At 38.1% G+C, this 18,080-nt stretch carries 13 protein-coding genes; all 13 read right to left on the bottom strand.

The window, feature by feature from the left end:
• Window positions 1-237: 237 nt before the first annotated feature.
• Complete coding sequence (locus ACL9RH_RS07775) at window positions 238-522, bottom strand: cupin domain-containing protein (protein ID WP_422692795.1); 285 nt, start codon at window positions 520-522, stop codon at window positions 238-240.
• Between the two features lie 39 nt (window positions 523-561).
• On the bottom strand, window positions 562-1,296 hold the full coding sequence (locus ACL9RH_RS07770; protein ID WP_422692794.1) for a rhamnogalacturonan acetylesterase: 735 nt from the start codon (window positions 1,294-1,296) through the stop codon (window positions 562-564).
• Window positions 1,297-1,482: 186 nt separating this feature from the next.
• Window positions 1,483-2,448: a pectinesterase family protein gene (locus ACL9RH_RS07765; protein WP_422692793.1), complete on the bottom strand. Its 966-nt coding sequence runs from the start codon at window positions 2,446-2,448 to the stop codon at window positions 1,483-1,485.
• A 14-nt stretch (window positions 2,449-2,462) separates the two neighbouring features.
• Complete coding sequence (locus tag ACL9RH_RS07760) at window positions 2,463-3,371, bottom strand: alpha/beta hydrolase (RefSeq protein WP_422692792.1); 909 nt, start codon at window positions 3,369-3,371, stop codon at window positions 2,463-2,465.
• A gap of 214 nt (window positions 3,372-3,585) precedes the next feature.
• Window positions 3,586-5,253 carry a glycoside hydrolase family 28 protein gene (locus tag ACL9RH_RS07755; RefSeq protein WP_422692791.1) on the bottom strand — a complete coding sequence of 556 codons (1,668 nt, stop codon included), beginning with the start codon at window positions 5,251-5,253 and terminating at the stop codon, window positions 3,586-3,588.
• A 1-nt stretch (window position 5,254) separates the two neighbouring features.
• Window positions 5,255-6,100 (bottom strand): rhamnogalacturonan acetylesterase, encoded by an 846-nt coding sequence (locus tag ACL9RH_RS07750; RefSeq protein ID WP_422692790.1) that lies wholly within the window; start codon window positions 6,098-6,100, stop codon window positions 5,255-5,257.
• A gap of 183 nt (window positions 6,101-6,283) precedes the next feature.
• Window positions 6,284-7,927, bottom strand: a complete 1,644-nt coding sequence (locus tag ACL9RH_RS07745) for a glycoside hydrolase 43 family protein (RefSeq protein ID WP_422692789.1) — start codon at window positions 7,925-7,927, stop codon at window positions 6,284-6,286.
• A gap of 64 nt (window positions 7,928-7,991) precedes the next feature.
• Window positions 7,992-9,245, bottom strand: a complete 1,254-nt coding sequence (locus tag ACL9RH_RS07740) for a glycoside hydrolase family 88/105 protein (protein WP_422692788.1) — start codon at window positions 9,243-9,245, stop codon at window positions 7,992-7,994.
• An 11-nt stretch (window positions 9,246-9,256) separates the two neighbouring features.
• The gene (locus ACL9RH_RS07735) at window positions 9,257-10,252 is read right to left on the bottom strand and encodes a DUF4861 family protein (RefSeq protein WP_422692787.1); all 996 of its coding nucleotides are present in this window, start codon (window positions 10,250-10,252) and stop codon (window positions 9,257-9,259) included.
• A gap of 50 nt (window positions 10,253-10,302) precedes the next feature.
• Complete coding sequence (locus tag ACL9RH_RS07730) at window positions 10,303-11,718, bottom strand: pectate lyase family protein (protein ID WP_422692786.1); 1,416 nt, start codon at window positions 11,716-11,718, stop codon at window positions 10,303-10,305.
• A gap of 25 nt (window positions 11,719-11,743) precedes the next feature.
• Window positions 11,744-12,766, bottom strand: a complete 1,023-nt coding sequence (locus tag ACL9RH_RS07725; RefSeq protein WP_422692785.1) for a pectinesterase family protein — start codon at window positions 12,764-12,766, stop codon at window positions 11,744-11,746.
• Between the two features lie 75 nt (window positions 12,767-12,841).
• Entirely contained in the window at window positions 12,842-14,677 is a 1,836-nt protein-coding gene (locus ACL9RH_RS07720) for a RagB/SusD family nutrient uptake outer membrane protein (RefSeq protein ID WP_422692784.1), read from the bottom strand.
• A gap of 10 nt (window positions 14,678-14,687) precedes the next feature.
• Window positions 14,688-17,705 carry a SusC/RagA family TonB-linked outer membrane protein gene (locus ACL9RH_RS07715; protein ID WP_422692783.1) on the bottom strand — a complete coding sequence of 1,006 codons (3,018 nt, stop codon included), beginning with the start codon at window positions 17,703-17,705 and terminating at the stop codon, window positions 14,688-14,690.
• Window positions 17,706-18,080 lie beyond the last annotated feature (375 nt).

Genomic DNA, 18,080 nt, shown 5'->3' with positions numbered 1-18,080 from the left:
CGGTTGCATTTTATTGTTTATTTAAAAAAAATAAAACAATTGATTTTCATAATGTCGAAACGATAGTAAAAACAAGAGAAATTTGACGAGAAAAATGAATAGAAAGACAAATTTTCAATAATATAACCAAGGTTTGAAAATCTAGGGTTTGATAGCATTACGAGCTTTGATTTTAAACTCTAAAGTCATAGAAAATCTTCTCTGAATGGGGTAAAAGAATCAATCAACTTTCCTTCCTCAAGACACTTTACTCCGTGAAAAATATTGGGTTGGGCAAAAAAATCCGTCGCCTTCGTGCAAAACTTTTGTTTCTCCATCTACCGTTACTTCAAATTTCCCGGAAGCAACATACGTGATCTGGGAATGAAAATGCTGATGTAAAGCTCCAACGGCATCTTTTTCAAAACGTACAATTACCATCATAACCTGAGAATTATAACCCACAAACTGCCTGGAAATTCCATTTCCTAAATCTTCCCAATCCGAATTCCCATTGAAGAAAAGCTCCTTTTTAAAATTCATTGTATCTTGTATTGAAGTTCTGTATAACGAATAATTGTTTTACCTGATGTATTTTTCCAGCCCGGTTTTCATGGTTTTCAAAGATGTTACCGCTAATTTTGCAACAGATTCTGCTCCCAACTTAGACAAATGAGTGTCGTCATCTTTTCCTTCCGGATAATAAGGATCATCTCCTTTTTTGTAGTGAAGATGCAGTTTTTTTGAATTTTCCGGACCGTAGGAAATCTCCAGCTGTTCTGTCTGTAGCTGTAAATCAACGAAAGCTACCTTAAGGTCGTTAGCAACCGTTCTTACTACCAGAGGATAGTCTTTATGTGTATCGACCAAAACACCATTCTCATTAAAATTTCTTCTGACAATAGAAGTCATCAGAATAGGAATTGCTCCTTTAGACCTTGCTTCATTAACGTATCTTTCAAGATTGGCTCTGTATTGAGTAAAAGGATTGGTAAAGCGGGCTGAATCGTTAACTTTCTGATCGTTATGCCCAAACTGAATGATGACAAAATCTCCCTTTTTAAGCTGCTTCATTACCGTATTCCATCTTCCTTCCGTTCTGAAACTTTTGGAACTCCTTCCATTGGTTGCATGATTCTGAATATTTATTCCGGTTGTTAAAAAAGATGGCAACATTTGTCCCCAACCATGTTCCGGATTTCTGTCAGGATTTTCCTTGTTGGCCATGGTTGAATCTCCGATCAGAAATAGGGTAGGTTGTTGTGACCATATTATGATGGAGAGAAATAAAAAAAGTAGGGTAAGCTTTTTATTCATTGTTAAAAATTCTTTTGTGTGGTTAATAATGACTTTACATTGAGTTGGAAAACGCAAAGACGCTAATAATAGGACAGAGCAGTGTTTTAATGCGCAAAGATTTTATCTTCGATAAAAAATGATATTCTGCCTATTTTTAGAGGTCCCTTTTTGAAAACCTGTGCTTTGGGTTTGTCAAATAATTCATTAATAAGGGTTCCAGCCATTCAATATTTTTTCTAAGGTGTAGTTTTTCAACCCTTTTTTAGTTAATTGATGAGACCAGCTGATCCGTTTTGCCATATTTCCTCCTTCGCCTTTACTTCCATATTCTGCATAATAAGCAGTTTTTTCTTTATCAGGAAACATTTTGTCTCCTTTCCAGGGATTCCAGCCTTCCGGGATAATGTGTTTTCCCATGTCTGCATTGATAAAAACTGTTTTGGCGTAGGGTCTCCAGGGTCTTCCAAGATATACTTTGGTAATACCTTCTTTGGCTGTCAATTTACATTCAAAAAATACAAAACCATATAGCTTGTCGGCTTCTGTAGCTGCAGCTGTGATATAGGAATCTGCCAGACTTTTAATGATACAGTTTTTAAAAACTACGATTGCCTGCCCGAAAATAAAATCGGTAGTTCCTTCTATCAAACAATTTTCGAAATATTGTCTGCTGTGATTGGTGGCAGCATAAAGCGTATCCTGACAGCCTAAAATAGCAGAATTTCTCATCACAAAACGGTCTCCTTCTACATGAAGTGAAACGGCCTGGCCTTCATTGCAAGAACTGTTTTGAATGGTCAGATTGCTGATACTAATGTCGTCCCCCATCACCAAAACTGTGTAGGAGTTGAACGTAGTCATTTTTTCATTGAAAGAATCGGGTTTTCCAGAGAAATCATTGTTGGTAATGATGGTGTTGTCTTTATTTTCGCCTTCCAGTGTAATTTTGTGTTTGGAAGAAGGAATGACTATTTTTTCATGATAGGTTCCGGATTTAATCAGAATTAATGCTTCTGAAGGACCCAGATCTCTTACCGAATTGATCGCTTTCTGAATGGTAGTAAAGTCGCCGCTGCCATCCTGAGCAACCTTTATTTTGATGTAGGGTTCATTTCCAGCCCATAGAAATTGAGCCGTTGATATAAAGCACAATAAGAGTAGTTTTTTCATGAAATAAATAAGCTTTATGGTAAAACTTTGTTTAAAAATTCAACTGTATGGTTCAACGTTTCTGTGAACCATGGTTCTGCCGACCAGAAAGAATGTGGAGAATTTTTAATTTCGTGAGATTCTGTTGGAATATGAAAGGTTTTCAGCTTTTTCATCATATCATCTCTTCCTGCATGAAATCTCGGCTGAGAACTGTTGATGAAAAGGGTAGGTGGCGTGTTTTTGTCCACATATTCCAGCGGTGAAGCCTCTGTCCAGTTCTTCAAATTGACTTCCCGGTCACCTCCCAGCCAGTAAGAGGCATAAGTGCTTTCTTCGGCTTCGGGATGTATAAAGGAAACAATTCCATCCACATTTACAATCGCTTTTATTTTGTTTTTAGCTTTAACGCCTACCAATGTTGCGATTTGTGCTCCGGCGGATTCTCCTAATACGGCTATTTTCTTTTTGTCTAAAGCGTATTTATTATGGTTTTTTCTCAACCATGCAATACCGGTTTCAATGTCTTCAACACCTGCGGGATATTTTGCTGTATCAGCCAGCCGATATCCAATAGCTATCACTACAAAACCTTTGGAAGCCAATTCCATGGCCATATATTTTTCGTTTTCTTTGCTTCCTGAAATCCAGCCTCCACCATGAACCATTGCAATTCCTGGATGTTTTTTTGAAGGATGAAGAGGGTAGTAGATATCCGCTTTTAATTTAATACCATTGATTTCAGCGTATTCTACATCTTTATCAATTCCTATATTTTGTGGAACTGGGCGATCAATAGGCGTAATGAACGGATATTTTTTCTTTAGTTTTTCAAAAGTGTTTTCATTGGTGTAAGGAGAAGCATTCGGTCTGCTAGTTTGCCCGAATGCCATCGTCCCTACTAAGAAAATAGAAATATAAGTATGTCTTTTATTAAAAATCATTCGCTTAAGGAATTGTTTTTATTTTTTGTTGAGAGGGTTGGAAAATCGCAAAGACGCAAAGGGTTTTTCCTTTTGTTGTGTGTTTAAGGTGCAAGAACATCTAAGATTTTTAGCAGTTTTTGTTCTATTGAATGTTCAACTTTTACGCAGTAAAAAATACTGCCTCATCGTTAACATTTGAGTCTTTGCAATGGCCAACAAAAAAGAATCCTGTTTATTTTACAGCGTTTTTAGCAACTTCACTCCCTACGGAAAATGCCGTTTTATCTGCTGTTACTTCTTTTGGCAATAGCAGAGTGCCTGTTTTGTTTCCTAAGACTTTGATATAAGGTTTATTGGATGTTTCAAATTTTACCGTAGAAAGATTGATGTTTTTACTGTTATAAACCGTTGCTCCGGTACCTTCAGAATATTTTAGGGTGACATTTTTTAACTGAATGCCGTCTGCATCTACAATGGTCAGAGCTTTTTTAGTATCAAATTTAGAATCTTCAATAACGATATTTTTCAGGTTCATCTCTGCCAAACCGAATAAAGTGATCGCTTCGTAAGAGTTGACTGCATTGATGTTTTTAAAGTAAATATTTCTGAAAATCGGGGTTTCATCTGTAACCGGGTAAACCTTCTCAGGAGTTTTGTTTCCTTCCTGTTTCTGTCCGTCCTCTAAAACCGGAGAAGCTCCTTCATAAAACATATTGAACCCGATGGTTTGAGTAGGAATATTAATCATATCAATATTTCTGATGTAGATATTTTCAACAATTCCCCCTCTTCCACGAGTGGTTTTGAAACGAAGACCAATATCTGTTCCTATAAAAGTACAGTCGGAAACGTGGATATTTCTCGCTCCACCCGACATTTCACTTCCTACAACAAATCCTCCGTGGCCATGATATACAATATTATTTTTAATGATGACATTTTCTGTAGGCATTCCTCTTTTTCTTCCATCTTCATTTTTCCCTGATTTGATACAGATAGCATCATCTCCAACATCGAAAGTATTATCATGAATCAGTACATTTTTGCAGGATTCCAAATCTACACCGTCTCCATTTTGCGAGAACCATGGATTTCTTACGGTCAGATTTCTTAAAATTACATTGGAACACATTAACGGATGAAGATTCCACGCCGGGGAATTCTGGAAAGTAGGACCATCTAACAACACTTTGTCACAACCTACCAGACTTACCATCACCGGACGCAGAAAATCTTTTACGCTGGCCAGTTCATCTTTTGATATTTTATCAGGAACATTAAAACTTGAGCTGCTTTCCAGTCCTTTTTTGTAGCTTTCTGATGGATACCAGTTTTTGCCGTCAGAGGACAGTATTCCTCCGGATTTGATGATTTCTTTCCATTCAGATTCTGCAACTTTACTTTTTTTGATGGCTCTCCAGGCATCTCCACTTCCATCAATGATTCCTTTTCCTGTAATGGCAATATTGGTGGCGTTTTTTGCGGAAATAGGAGACTGGCAGCGAACGGTATTTAACCCTTCAAAACTGACGTCAACCAAAGGATAATCACTTTTATCTTTACTGAAAATAATAAAAGCCCCTTCTTCTATGTGAAGATTGATGTTACTTTTCAGCTCAATAGGCCCGGTTAACCACATTCCTCTGGGTACTACCAGCTTTCCACCGCCTTTTTTGCTAAGATCATCTATCGATTTTTTGAAAGCCTGAGTATTTTTCACATTTCCACCGGAAACCCCTCCAAATTGGGTGATGTTTACGGTATTGGCAGGAAAAGAAGTTTCGGCTACCTGAGGCATGCTAAACTCAATGTTTTTATAAATATCCAGATTCTGAGCAAATGTTTGCCCTGAAAACATCATTACTGCGGCTAAACCGATAATCATAAGAGACTTCTTCATATTATTTTTTTTGAGTTTTAATTAAGTTTTTAAATTCTTTATAGACGAGCTTTGCAACCACTTTTGCACCTTCCGGCTGAAAATGGGTGTTATCTTTCTGCCCTTTTGGATAAGCTTCATACATATTTTCAGGAAGATTCATGAAATAATGATTGGTGGTGAAATCCTGTCCTTTTGCTGTAAAATATTCCATGGATAGCTTGTTTAAATCGATGTATGGAACATTCATTTCTTTGGCAACATCAATGGGAGCCTGCCAGTATTCGCCATGTACATTTTCAAGTTTTCCGTCTTTCCAGGGATAATTTCTGGCTACAGGTGTTACAATAACGGGATTTCCTCCTTTTTCTCTTGTCTGCGTAACGAAAAGTCTTAAAAATTCTTTGTATCCCTGAATATTGACATAGCGTTCAGGATGTTTTTCTGAACCATCATTATGTCCAAACTGCATGATCACATAATCTTTAGGCTGAAGATGTTCATATACATAACGCCATCTTCCTTCCTGAAAGAATGTACGGGTGCTTCTTCCGCCGTGAGCTCTGTCGATAACTGCCACAGAATCGGTTGTAATAGCAGGTTTCAGAGAGCTAAGGCTATCTTTCACAAAGAAAGGTTGAAAAACCTGTCCCCAACCTGTAATGGGATATCTTACTTTCATATAATCTTTTCCCGGATCATAATTTCCGGTATAGTCGGCCATTGTTGAATCTCCAATGAGGTAGATATGCGTTACTTTTTTGTTTGGCTTTGGAGTGGCTTTTTGGACTTTGCCTTGGGACTGGCATCCGATAAGCAGCGTGATACCGAATAATAGTGACGTAATTTTATATATTCTTTGCTTCATGATTGTTTTGTTAGTTATCGCAAAGGCGCAAAGGGTTTTTAATTTTCAGACTGTTTTATGGCGCAAGAAAATCAAAGATTTTCAGCTATTTGAGTGGGTTTCAATTTTATTACAGATGGATTTTTTTGTGCCTTGTAATTGTTTGCATTTAATACTTCGGGTTTTAGTGTTTTCCAACCTTATTTATTTCTTTGTAATCCTGAACCAGTCAAAATCGGCATAGCCTCCTCTTGGAGCTTTTGATGTACTGATGCTGTACAGACCAATTTTGGCTCCTATCCATTTCCCTGGTTTTGCCTGGAAAATATCACCTGCTTTTATAAAGTCTTTTCCGTTTTCGCTGTAGCTGAACTGGCATAATCCGTTGGGTTCATTTACATTGACTTTCAGATAAACTTCGTTGCTTTTTAACTTTGTTTCAAATACTATTTTTTCTTCTCCTCCCTTATCTGCCTTTTCTGCTTTTCTCAATTGCAGATAATATCCGTCCGGCTTGTTTGTGATGACAATCGATTGATGGTCCAATCCCATGACTAATAGTTCTGCTATTTTTCCTTCTTTGGCATCTTCTGGAGTCAGTTTTACTTTTGTAGAGGCTGCAAAATTCGGAGCGGGAAATTTTTGGGTTAACAAATTGGGAACATTCCAGAGATTTTTTTCTCCTTCAGGGACTTTTATGGAAAATAATCTTAAAAACTGTTGTCCCGGAAGTTGGGAAGACCAGACGATATTTTCGTTGGCGCTCCATTGCCATTGTAATCCTATCTTTTTATCATTAAACTCATCACTTTCGGAAGGAGTAGTGATATGGTAGGACCGTCCAACGTTGGGTTTTTTATAGGTTGAAACGGGTTCTCCGATTCCATTCTTGTCATAATCTATTCCCATTACCGGCCAGTCTTTTTCCCATTTCATCGGTTGAAGATGAACAATTCTTCCTCCTGCATCTACATCTTGAAAATGATAGAACCAATCTTCTCCGGAAGGCGTATCTACCCAAGCTCCCTGATGCGGACCATTGATAGAAGTTGACCCTTGTTCCATAACAATTTTTTCTTCATAAGGTCCCTCAATATTTTTCGATCTTAATACCAGCTGCCATCCTGTTGCCACACCTCCTGCCGGGGCAAAAATATAATAATAGCCGTTTCTTTTATACATTTTAGGACCTTCTACCGTTGGGTGAGAATCATGCCCGTCAAAAACATGGGTTCCTTTATCCAGTACTTTTGTTCCTTCAGGATTCATTCTGTTAAGAGTGAGGATGCTTTTTACACCTGCACGGCTTCCTGCCCAGCCATGAATCAGATAGGCGTTTCCGTCGTCATCCCAAAACGGACAGGAGTCGATTAATCCTTTTCCTTCCATTACCAATATGGGTTTTTCCCAGGTTGCTAGCGGGTCTTTCGTTTTTACCATGTAAATTCCGAAATCCGGATCGCCCCAATAAATGTAAAATTCACCTTTGTGAAATCTAATGCTCGGAGCCCATACGCCGTCTCCTCTTCTGGGAACAGAGAAATGCTCGGCTGGAATGATATCTCTGATGGCGTAATTCACCAACTTCCAGTTGATCATATCTTTAGAATGAAGAATGGGCAGTCCCGGAGCTTCATTGAAACTTGAAGCTGTCATATAATAATCATTATCCACTCTTATCACATCAGGGTCAGAATAATCTGCATACAAAATAGGGTTTTTGTAATTTTTTCCCTGATCGGCAATCCATACTTCGGAAACACTGTTTTTTTCCTGTGCCTGAAGATAGGCGGAAGCTATAGAAAATGCCGTAATGGAAAGGAAATTTAAAATATGTTTTGTCTTCATATAACTAATGCTATTGTAAAGTCGTTTTGACCATCCATGTCAAGGTTTTAAACCTTGACATGAATTATTTTTCAAATTCTAAACTCGCCAGAATAAAAGGTCCTGTTCCTTTGGGATCGTTGGAGCGGACTTCCTCATTCACGTAATATTCATAAGACCCGCTTCTGTAAGGATTTCCGCCTAAACCTGCCACCGCACAACATTTGTTTAAGCTTACGACTCCGTTTTCATCTACTGTAATTAAGTTTTTGATGATTCCATTGTAGCCTTTCTTTGCATGAGCTTTGTATGATTGGGGTAAATATCCTTTGTTGACAGACTTGATCATAGTGTATACAAACATTGATGAACCTGTTGCTTCCAGATAGTTTCCTTTTTCTCCTCCTTTGTCTAACACCTGATACCAAAGTCCTGTTTTATTATCCTGAACTTTGATGACCGCATCGCAGTAAGATTTTAAGTAAGAAAGTAGTTGAGCTCTTCCGGGATGGTTTTGGGGTAAATAATCCAGAACATCTACCATGGCCATTCCGTACCAACCCATTGCTCTTGACCAAAAATTGGGAGAAAGTCCTGTTTCTTTGTTAGCCCATTGCTGTTCTCTGCTTTCATCCCAGGCATGATAGAATAATCCGGTTTTTTTATCTAAAAGATGTTTTTGAATCAGGTCAAACTGATTGATGATATCATTAAAAGCCTTTTCAGCAGCCTCTCCTTTGGTAAAATACTGAGTGTAGTGTGCGTAAAATGGTTCTCCCATATACAACCCATCCAGCCACATTTGGTTGGGGTAGATTTTCTTGTGCCAAAATCCGCCTTCTGAGGTTCTTGGCTGACCGTCTATCTGAGAACGGAGAGTTTGTAAGGCTTTCAAGTACTTTTCTTTTTTCTCCTGTTGATAAAGATAAAGAAGAACATTTCCACAGTTCAACATGTCGATATTGTATTTAGAAAGATCGTAGGAAACAATAGTTCCGTCTTCTTTTACCATCGTATCGCCAAAGGTTGCAATATAGTTGTAGTAGTCTTTATTGCCTGTTTTTTCGTATAGCTTTTCGGCACCTTCCAGTACAATAGCAGTTGGATAGCTCCATTTTGGGGCTTTATTGTAATCCAGCATCCAGGCCTGTGGGAAACGTTTTATTTCGGAAAGGAGCATCCTTTGTGACCACGGAAGTTGGGCTGAAATCTTTCCTTTTACTTCTGATTGTATTTCTGATGCGGAGTGTTGCAAAGATTTTTGAGCGCAGGAAAGTAAGAATCCCGAACATACTGCAGCCAATGCATATACTTTAATAGAGTTGTTGATAAAGTTCATGATTTTAAACTTTAAAGTTGATTGTTTTTATCGAGAATATCCAGTTTTTGGTCCAGATCCTGATAGAAAGATTCTTCAGTGGTCAGGCCGTTGGGCTCCTGAGACCATGCTCCCAAAAAGTAATAGGATATATTCTTTGTCTTTTTGAAAACAACGGTATGAGTAGATTTTGTTTTTACATACTTGTCGAAATTTTCAATAGGGTAGAAAACAGCCATTCCCAGATTGTCTTCTTTTTGGGCTAAGGTCTGCTGCCCATAAGTCGCAATATAAGCCCATTTTTTATTTTTACTGATTCCCTCTTTTAACGGAATATTTTTAATGGCAACAATTCCGGTACATAAACCTGAAAGGGTGTTGCTCAGATTCAAATCTACCTTTACGAAGCGGTCTTTTGGGAAAATGGTTAGTTTTGATTGCAGATCTACAGCTTCTCCCCATGTTTTCCATCCTTTATAATTGATTGTGGCATAAGACTGGTCTTTTTCATTGACTACTTTTGCGGTGGTATTTTTTACAATTTTAAAGGTTTCAACATAATCGTTTTGCTCATCATATCTGCCATAGGAGCCAATTCCTATGCTGCGGCCGGATTTTAAAATATCCTGTCCCCAGGGAGCATCGTGGTGATACGATTCAAAACCGTCTTGTCCTACTTCCGGCAAAACAAGTGTTGTTACTTTTTTACCAAAAATATCTGTTGCATTTCTCCAGTCCAAATAGAGTCTGTAGCCAATCTGGTTATTTTCCAGTCCAATACCTTCGTATCGGATATAAGAAGAATGATCGGTGTGAGATTCCGGAAGGGTAAGTTCCTGAACGTTTTGAAAAGCTCCGCCAATGTAATGATTGCCTTCCCATTTTCCCCCTTGTTTAACGGAAAGTTCTGCATAAGAGAACGGAGCTTTAGGACTTTTCTTTATTGTTTCTATTACAGAAGTCTGTGCCGAAATCGTTGGGCTGATAAAGGTTCCTGCAATAAGTATTGTAAATAAGCTGAATTTCATACAGTTTTTATTATGGGGTGTACCGATTTTAATACAAGTTTTCATGGTTATTAGTGTTGTTCATCGGTTATATTTTTCACAATATCATTTAGATACACTTCGATATTGTCGTAGTTTTTATCCAGATCCCGCGCTGTGGCGTTGGCCATTTTAGGATTTAACTTATTTTTAATTTCCCATTCGTCGGGCATTCCGTCATGATCCGAATCTGGGAGTGGTTTTCCAGGTTGTAAATGGGGAAATCCACCAACATCATTTTGTGAATCAATGATTCCGTTTTTGCTTCCTTTAGAACCGGTGTAGGTGAAATTTCCGTTTTTGATATCTTTTAAAACGTGAAGATCAACAGCATCCCGTTTCAAACTAGCTCCTCCTAAGGTTAGTACTTTTTCGTAAGCTTCCTGTGCAGAATGTGTTTTAATAGTATTCTGAATGTCATGAGGCTGATTGATTTTTATGGCATTTTTCTCTTTTTCCGTAAGGTTATAAGATGATTTTATCTGGCTGAAAACACCTTCCGTCCAGTTGTCTTTGGTTACCTCCGGATTTCCTTCTATGATGTTTCCATTAATGTAATATTTCCCCCAGATGTTGTAGACCTCTGTTTTTGGGTTTTCATTTTTATCAATAGCAACAATTCTCTGTTGGGTTATAGTTGCCGGGCCGGGTTTGTAGTAATTATTTATAATATTTACATTCATTCCTTCTCCTCCGTAGATACTGTTGTGTCCCCAGTTATAGATCACATTGTTCCTGAAATCGGTAAGATCGGTCAATGCAAACTTACTTCCGGCATATTCTCCCAATCTTGGATTTCTGCTGTCATGATGCGCATAGATATTATGATGGAAAGAGGCAGATTTACCTCCCGCAATACCTCCGTAACCATGAGCGCCTTTTTGGTGAAAAGAGTTTCTGAGACTTTCTGCAATAATACACCATTGCAGTGTTGTATTCTCATTGGCATAAATAGAAACGGTTTCATCGGTTGACCAGCTCATTGAACAATGATCTACCATTAGATTTTTGACAAATCTTGCTCCTAATGCATCGCCTTCAAATTTTTTCTGATCACCCATCCTGAATCTGACATATCGTATTATAACATTGTCTGCGCCTACAAAGGTTTCGTAATTGGCAATCGTAATACCGTCTCCGGGGGCAGTTTGTCCTGCGATGGTCACATTTCCCTCTTTGATTTTTAAAGGAGACTGCAGTTCAATGGTTCCTCCGGTTTTAAAAATAATATATCGGGGACCTTTCTGATTCAAAGCATACCGTAAAGTACCTTCGGAGCCGTCATCTTTAAGGTTGGTTACTTCATACACTTTTCCTCCACGTCCGCCCGTTGTCAATCTTCCAAAACCTTCAGCACCGGGAAAGCTCAATACTTCCTGCGCATGAATGAGCGTAGAAATACTGCTTAAAACTCCTATTGTGAGCAGTTTGATGATGTTCCTTTTCATACTTGAAAAAATAGTTGGATGTGATTTAGGGTAAGCTTTTCTTTATATTCCAGTTGTCATTGCCTTTAAGAATATAATCTGCAGTATATTTTTTTCTTTCTTCTTTGCTAAGTTGGTGTGACCATGAAACTCTTTGTTTAATAGCTGCACCCGGTCCTTTTGAATTGCTTTCAGCATAAAATGTAGTCTTTTCTGCATCGGGTTTATTCCAATTGTGCCATCCTTCGGGTTTTATGGTTGAATTGATCTCACAATCTATATAAACGGTTTTTGCAAAAGGTCTCCACGGTCTTCCGAGATATACAGACTGCTCTTTGGCATTTCCTGTAATTTTTGAACGGATAAAAACAAAACCAAATTCATTGTTCTGTGGAGTAGAAGCGGCCGTTATGTAGCTTGCTGTTTCTTTGGAGTAGATGATACAGTTTTCGAAAACAGCGGTTCCTGCCCCGAAAATATAATCTGTTGTCCCTTCTATATAGCAGTTTTTAAAATAATTCCTTGAAGGTTTTGTTTTGTCTTGCATATCCTGAACGCCTTTTAAATATAAAGTATCCTGATGGCCTAAAAAGCGGCAGTTTTCAAAAACAATTCTGTCCCCTGAAGTAAGTACAGCAACCGCCTGACCTACTTTTCCGGAACTGTTTTCAAAGGAGATATTTTTTGCAGTAAAATCATTGGAATAGATAAAAATGGTAGATGAATTCGTAGTTCCGATTTCTTTTCCCTCTGCATTTTTTTTGGACGCAAAATCATCAAAAGTGATGATCGTTTTTTCAGGATTTTCACCTTCTAATAAGATTGCACCTTTATTTTCAGGAACAATAATCTTTTCTTTATACACTCCTGCTTTAATGAAAATTTTGGTTCTTTTGGAAGAATGGTTTTCAATAGCGTCAATAGCCTGTTGTACTGTTGTAAAATTACCTTTTCCGTCTTTCGAAACAATGAGGATTGTATCATTAGTTTTGAAAGAAAGAAGGCTCAATATAGCGATCAGTGCCATAGAAAACAGATTGAAATTTTTTAAAAATAAGAAGCGTTTCATAGAAAGTTTTTTTGATAAACTACAGACTGTTCTCGAGAGAAGGCAGCCTGTAGTTTCATATGAATGTTAAGCTGTCTAATATCCGTAATCCTGAGTAAGATTATAATTTGAATTGATCACATCTAGCGCTATAGGAAGAAGTTCCTTTTTGTTGGGCTGGAAGTAATGTGCATAACTTTTCACAGGATCTCCACTGATGTATGGCTGTGTCATAGCCAATCTCCAGCTGATCTTTGTATATCCTGAAGGTGTAGCAACACTTTGGTTGGGACTATAAAAAACATCAGCTTTAGCAATTCCGTTGGTGTACAAATCCATATCCAGTACGTTTTGCTGGGCAGTTTTTGTAGGCACATAATTAACGACTGTTGAAGCCGGCTTTTTGTAGAAAATATATTCAGGAACGTTGGCATAAGCTCCGGTACCGTTCATGAAATCGGTTAATTTCTGTTTTGTTTCATTGATTTTTGTTTCCAAAAGATTCCAGCGGATCAGGTCATATTTTCTTAATCCTTCGCCTCCGAATTCTAATAATCTTTCCTGTACAACATAATTGAAGAAGGCATTTTTGGAAGTTGGAATGGTACCTACCTGACCCAGATTTCCGGCATAAGCTCTTTGTCTTACAGCCATTACTGCATCCACAGCATCTTGAGAAGGTGAACCATGCAGTTCATTATCTGCTTCGGCAAACATTAATAAAACGTCGGCATATCTTAGCATAGGCCAATCGATTCCTAAATTCTGAGAAGTTCCGGTAATGCTGGTCCATGATTTTCTGAATTTCCCGTCATTCCAGTTGATAGAGGTTTGAAGATCCTCCTGTTTCGTTGTGCTTACTCTGAAAATAGCAATATTAACATCTCTTCTCAAATCATATTTGCTGAATTCATAAAAGTAGGTAGGAATAGCACTGATTCCTCCGGATGATTTCCAATCAGAATCGTCATGCCTTAATCCGTTGTAATACCCAATTTTGGAATCGGTTCTTGAGTTTCCTCCGAATGCTCCGATGGCGAAAATAACTTCATTGGTCGTATCCTGGCTGTTGGTATGAAGTGATCTGAAAAGTCCTTCATAGCTAGGATTCAATTTATGCTGCCCGGAAGTGATGATGTCTTTACATTCATCATAAGCGATCTGATAATATTTCTGAGGATTAGAACCCTGTACCATCAGCTGTGGGTTTCTGCGAAGAGAATAACCTGCTCTGGCCAATGCAATTCTTGCTCTTAAACCTTTTACCGCTGCTTTTGAAAGTCTTTGAGCAGTGGTTCCACCTTCTGATTTCCATGGAACTAACGTAGCTGCTTTTGCCAGATCATCCAAAATTTTATCATAGATGACATCACGGTCTGTTTTTGGAATATATACGGTAGGAAGATCTGCGGAAGGAACATCCTGAAAAGGAACATCTCCCCAGTTTTTAATGAGATCATAGTAAAACATGGCTCTTAATGCCAACGCCTCTCCAAGATAACGATCCATTAGTTTTTTATCAGCAGCGGATCCCACTTGATAAACAGGTGAAATCGGAATATTTTTAATAACGAGATTGGCTCTTTCAATACCGGTATATGTATCAAGGAAAGGTCTTAATAGCTCTGTATTGGTAGGAACAGCTCCGAAACAGCTTATTCCTCTTCTGTCATTGGCGTTATAATCTCCGGAGGTTCTGTAATCGTCCCCCGACTGAGAAAGAATGAGGTTCATCCTTTGTCCATAGGTATTGTCACCCATTGCACTGTTGTAGACCCCAACAAGAGCGGCAAATGTATCGGGAGCAGAGTCGAACTGTTGTTTTTCTGCTGTATTGGAAAGGTTTTCTACCTCCAGATAATCGCTGCACGAGTTCAGGGTAACTGCGCACACAAGAGATAAGAAAAGGCTTGAAAATTTATTTTTGTTCATAAGATTTGTTTTAGAAAGTGATGTCTATTCCTGATAATATAAATCTGCTTCTAGGGTAAGCGGAGTAATCAACGCCCGGTGTCAGAGGATTTCTTCTCGTATTGGCTTCCGGATCAAATCCTGAATACCCTGTAATGGTAAATAAATTATTAACGGTAGCGTACAGTCTAAGATTTTTCACCCCAATAGCATCCAAAGATCCTTTGGGCAGGCTGAATCCTACGGTAAGGTTGTTCAGTCTTAAAAAAGAACCGTCTTCAATAGCATAAGAATGTAGGAAATAGGCTCCTGCAGGTGGTGTCCACATCGTAGTGTTGGCATTCAAAGCGGCAAGGGCGGTAGGATCTGTTACTTTATTTCCGGCATTATCAAACCATCTCCAGCGGTCTGCAACTTCAGCCAGCATGTTATTATCTTTATACAGATATTGAGTGGTATATTCTACTTTATTGGCATTGTAGACCTTATTTCCTATGGAGAAGTTGAAAACAAGACTCATATCCCAGTTTTTATATCGGAAGGTCTGGGTAAATCCACCATAGAATTTAGGCTGAGCACTTCCAAGATCTGTCATATCTTTGCTGTCGATTACCCCATCACCGTTAAGATCTTTCAGTTTAAGATCTCCGGGTTGTACTGCTTTTGCTCCATTAGCAACTGCTGCAGAACTGGCAATTCCCGCTTTCAGTGTATAGGCTTGAGTCGTTGCGTCGTAGTTGAAATCACTCACTTCATATCTTCCTGCCGTCACATATCCCCAATACGTTCCTACCGGTTTGCCTACCTGCACAAGGAAATCAAAAAGGTTATTCTGCCATCCGGAAGGGTAGTAGTAGTAATTGGAGCTTGCAGAGGCATTACTTCCTAAGCTTTTAATGGTATTTCTGTTGGATGAGATGTTGGCATCAATTTTCCATGAAAAATTTTCTTTATTGATAATCGTGCTTCCCAGTGAAAGTTCTATCCCTTTATTTTCACTGCTTCCTGAGTTTTGATACTGATATTCATATCCTGAAGTCTGAGGAATTTTAGCCAATAATAATAGATCTTTAGTATCGGTTTTGTAAACATCAAGTGTACCGTAAAGTCTTCCTTTAAAGAACCCGAAATCTAATCCTGCATTATAAGAATTGGCAGTTTCCCAGGTTACATTGGGATTGGCCATTATATTTCCGGTAGTAGCACCAGGAGTTACACTCGTTCCGAAAGCATATCCGTAATCTGAAGACGAAGTAAAGAAGGTATCATATAAGAAAGCTCCAATTCTGTTGTTCCCGGATTTTCCATATCCTACACGAAGTTTCAGTTCATTAATGCTGTTATTGTTTTTCAGGAAATTTTCTTCTTTTATTTTCCATGCAAATGAAGCTGCCGGAAAATATCCCCACTGATTAGTTCCAGGTTTGAAAACACTGGATCCGTCAGCTCTCATAGATACCGTTGCAATATATTTGTTTTTGTAAATATAATTGGCCCTTCCGAAAAATGAAGCCAGACGATCTATTTCTCCCATTGTTTTAGGAGCATCCTGAACCATTCCCGATGGAGGAGAAGCCAGTTGAGTATTGGCAAATGCTTCCTGAGCTGAAGCTGATTTCGGAAACCATTTGATATTGATCGACATCGATTCTCCGTCTGTTCTTACTGTTTCCTGACCTGCTAACAGATCCAGTTTATGATTGCCAAAAGTCCGTCTATAGTTTAAGGTATTGGTATTCGTAATTCTTCTGGACTGAGAATTGCTTAAAAATACAACCGGCTGGTCATTATTCTGTCTTGCCAAGGTTGTAACCGGACCGGAAAACTGATTAACAAGCTGATCTCTCTGTACATAGCCGATTACACTTCGAAATGTAAAATCTTTACTGATCTTGTAGTCGATCGTTGCATTTAATAATAAGTCATTTCTTCCGCTTTCCTTTATTTCATCATTGGCTAATAAAACAGGATTAACAAGATTCGTCTGATCTGCAAATAGCGGATCAAAATCATCAACATCCACCGATGATCCTCCTTCAAAAGGCTGATATCTGATGGCATTTCTCAGACGGTTTGTTGCTTGAGATCCACTGGCGGATGTTCCAGCTCCGTAAATTGTTTGGCGGCTATAGCGGGCATTAAGACCTAAGCTCAATTTTTTCGAGATATCATAATCATACCTGAAGTTGGCCATATTTCTTTTAAACCCGGATCCGATCATGATTCCGTCTTCCTGAACATTATTTAGTGTTAGCGAAAATGCAGAGTTTTCTGATCCACCGGAGATCGCCACATTGTGTGTGTAGTTAAAAGCTTCTCTTCCAAAAACTTTATCCTGCCAGTTTACTTTTTTCACAGATTTGTATTTGTCCAGCTGATCAAAAGTACCGTAACGGGTATTAAAAGTTTCAATATCTTTTACATCCCCGTTCTTATAATATTGTTCATATTGATAAAGTACATATTGGTAAGGATCCAGAACACTTATTTTATTCTGAAGACTTCTTACTCCTACGAAACCATTATAATTAATTGTTGTTTTTCCTTTTTTGCGGCCTCCTTTTGTGGTAATCAGAACCACTCCGTTTGCTCCTCTGGAACCGAAAATAGAAGTGGAAGAAGCATCCTTTAATACTTCGATAGACTCTATTTCTTTCGGAGATAAAATACTTAGAGCATTATCCATCTGTACACCGTCTACAATATAGAGTGGGGCATTGCTTTGGGTAATGGAGTTTCCTCCTCGTATTACAATATCTACATCTGCACCTGGGGATCCTTCGCTCAGAGAAACCTGAACTCCGGCAAGCCTACCCTGGATGGCTTCAGCAGCATTGGTCGAAGGCATATCTCTAAGAGCTTCGCCCTTCACAGAAGAAACGGCATTGGTGACATCTTTTTTGGAAACTTTTGTATATCCTACCAAAACCACGTCATCCAATTTGGTTTCTTTATCTTTTTTTGTTTCTTTTTCTTGAGCCATTGCAAGGACAGGAAGCAGAAAAACAGTTAAATATAACCACTTTATTGATTGTACTCTTTTATCCATTTTGTATCCTTATAGTTTTAATTCTTGGTTGAAAGTTTTTTCAATCGTTTTTGTTGAGGACTTTAAGTATTCTGCTGATTTTAGTGGTTGCAATGTTTTCTTTACTTTTTCACGCATTAGTGCAATCGATTGCGTTATTTTTTGTAAAACATTATTCTGGCTCCTAAACTAATATTATTTTTCAATACGCAAAGAAAAAAATGTTATTTTTTCATTAATTAACCTGTTTAAGTTTATGAATTTAACAAAATTAATGTTAGTTTTTGTATTTTAAGTATTTTATAATCAGCATATTGTGTATTTGTTCTGTAATCATTTAATTTCTTGAAAAAAAATGCTATTGGGACACGTTTAATGATCAAAAAACTTAAAAAA

The sequence above is a fragment of the Chryseobacterium sp. Mn2064 genome, from assembly GCF_049319685.1.
Lineage (GTDB): Bacteria > Bacteroidota > Bacteroidia > Flavobacteriales > Weeksellaceae > Chryseobacterium.
Note: the sequence above shows the minus strand (reverse complement) of the source record. Positions and strands in the feature narration are given on the sequence as shown.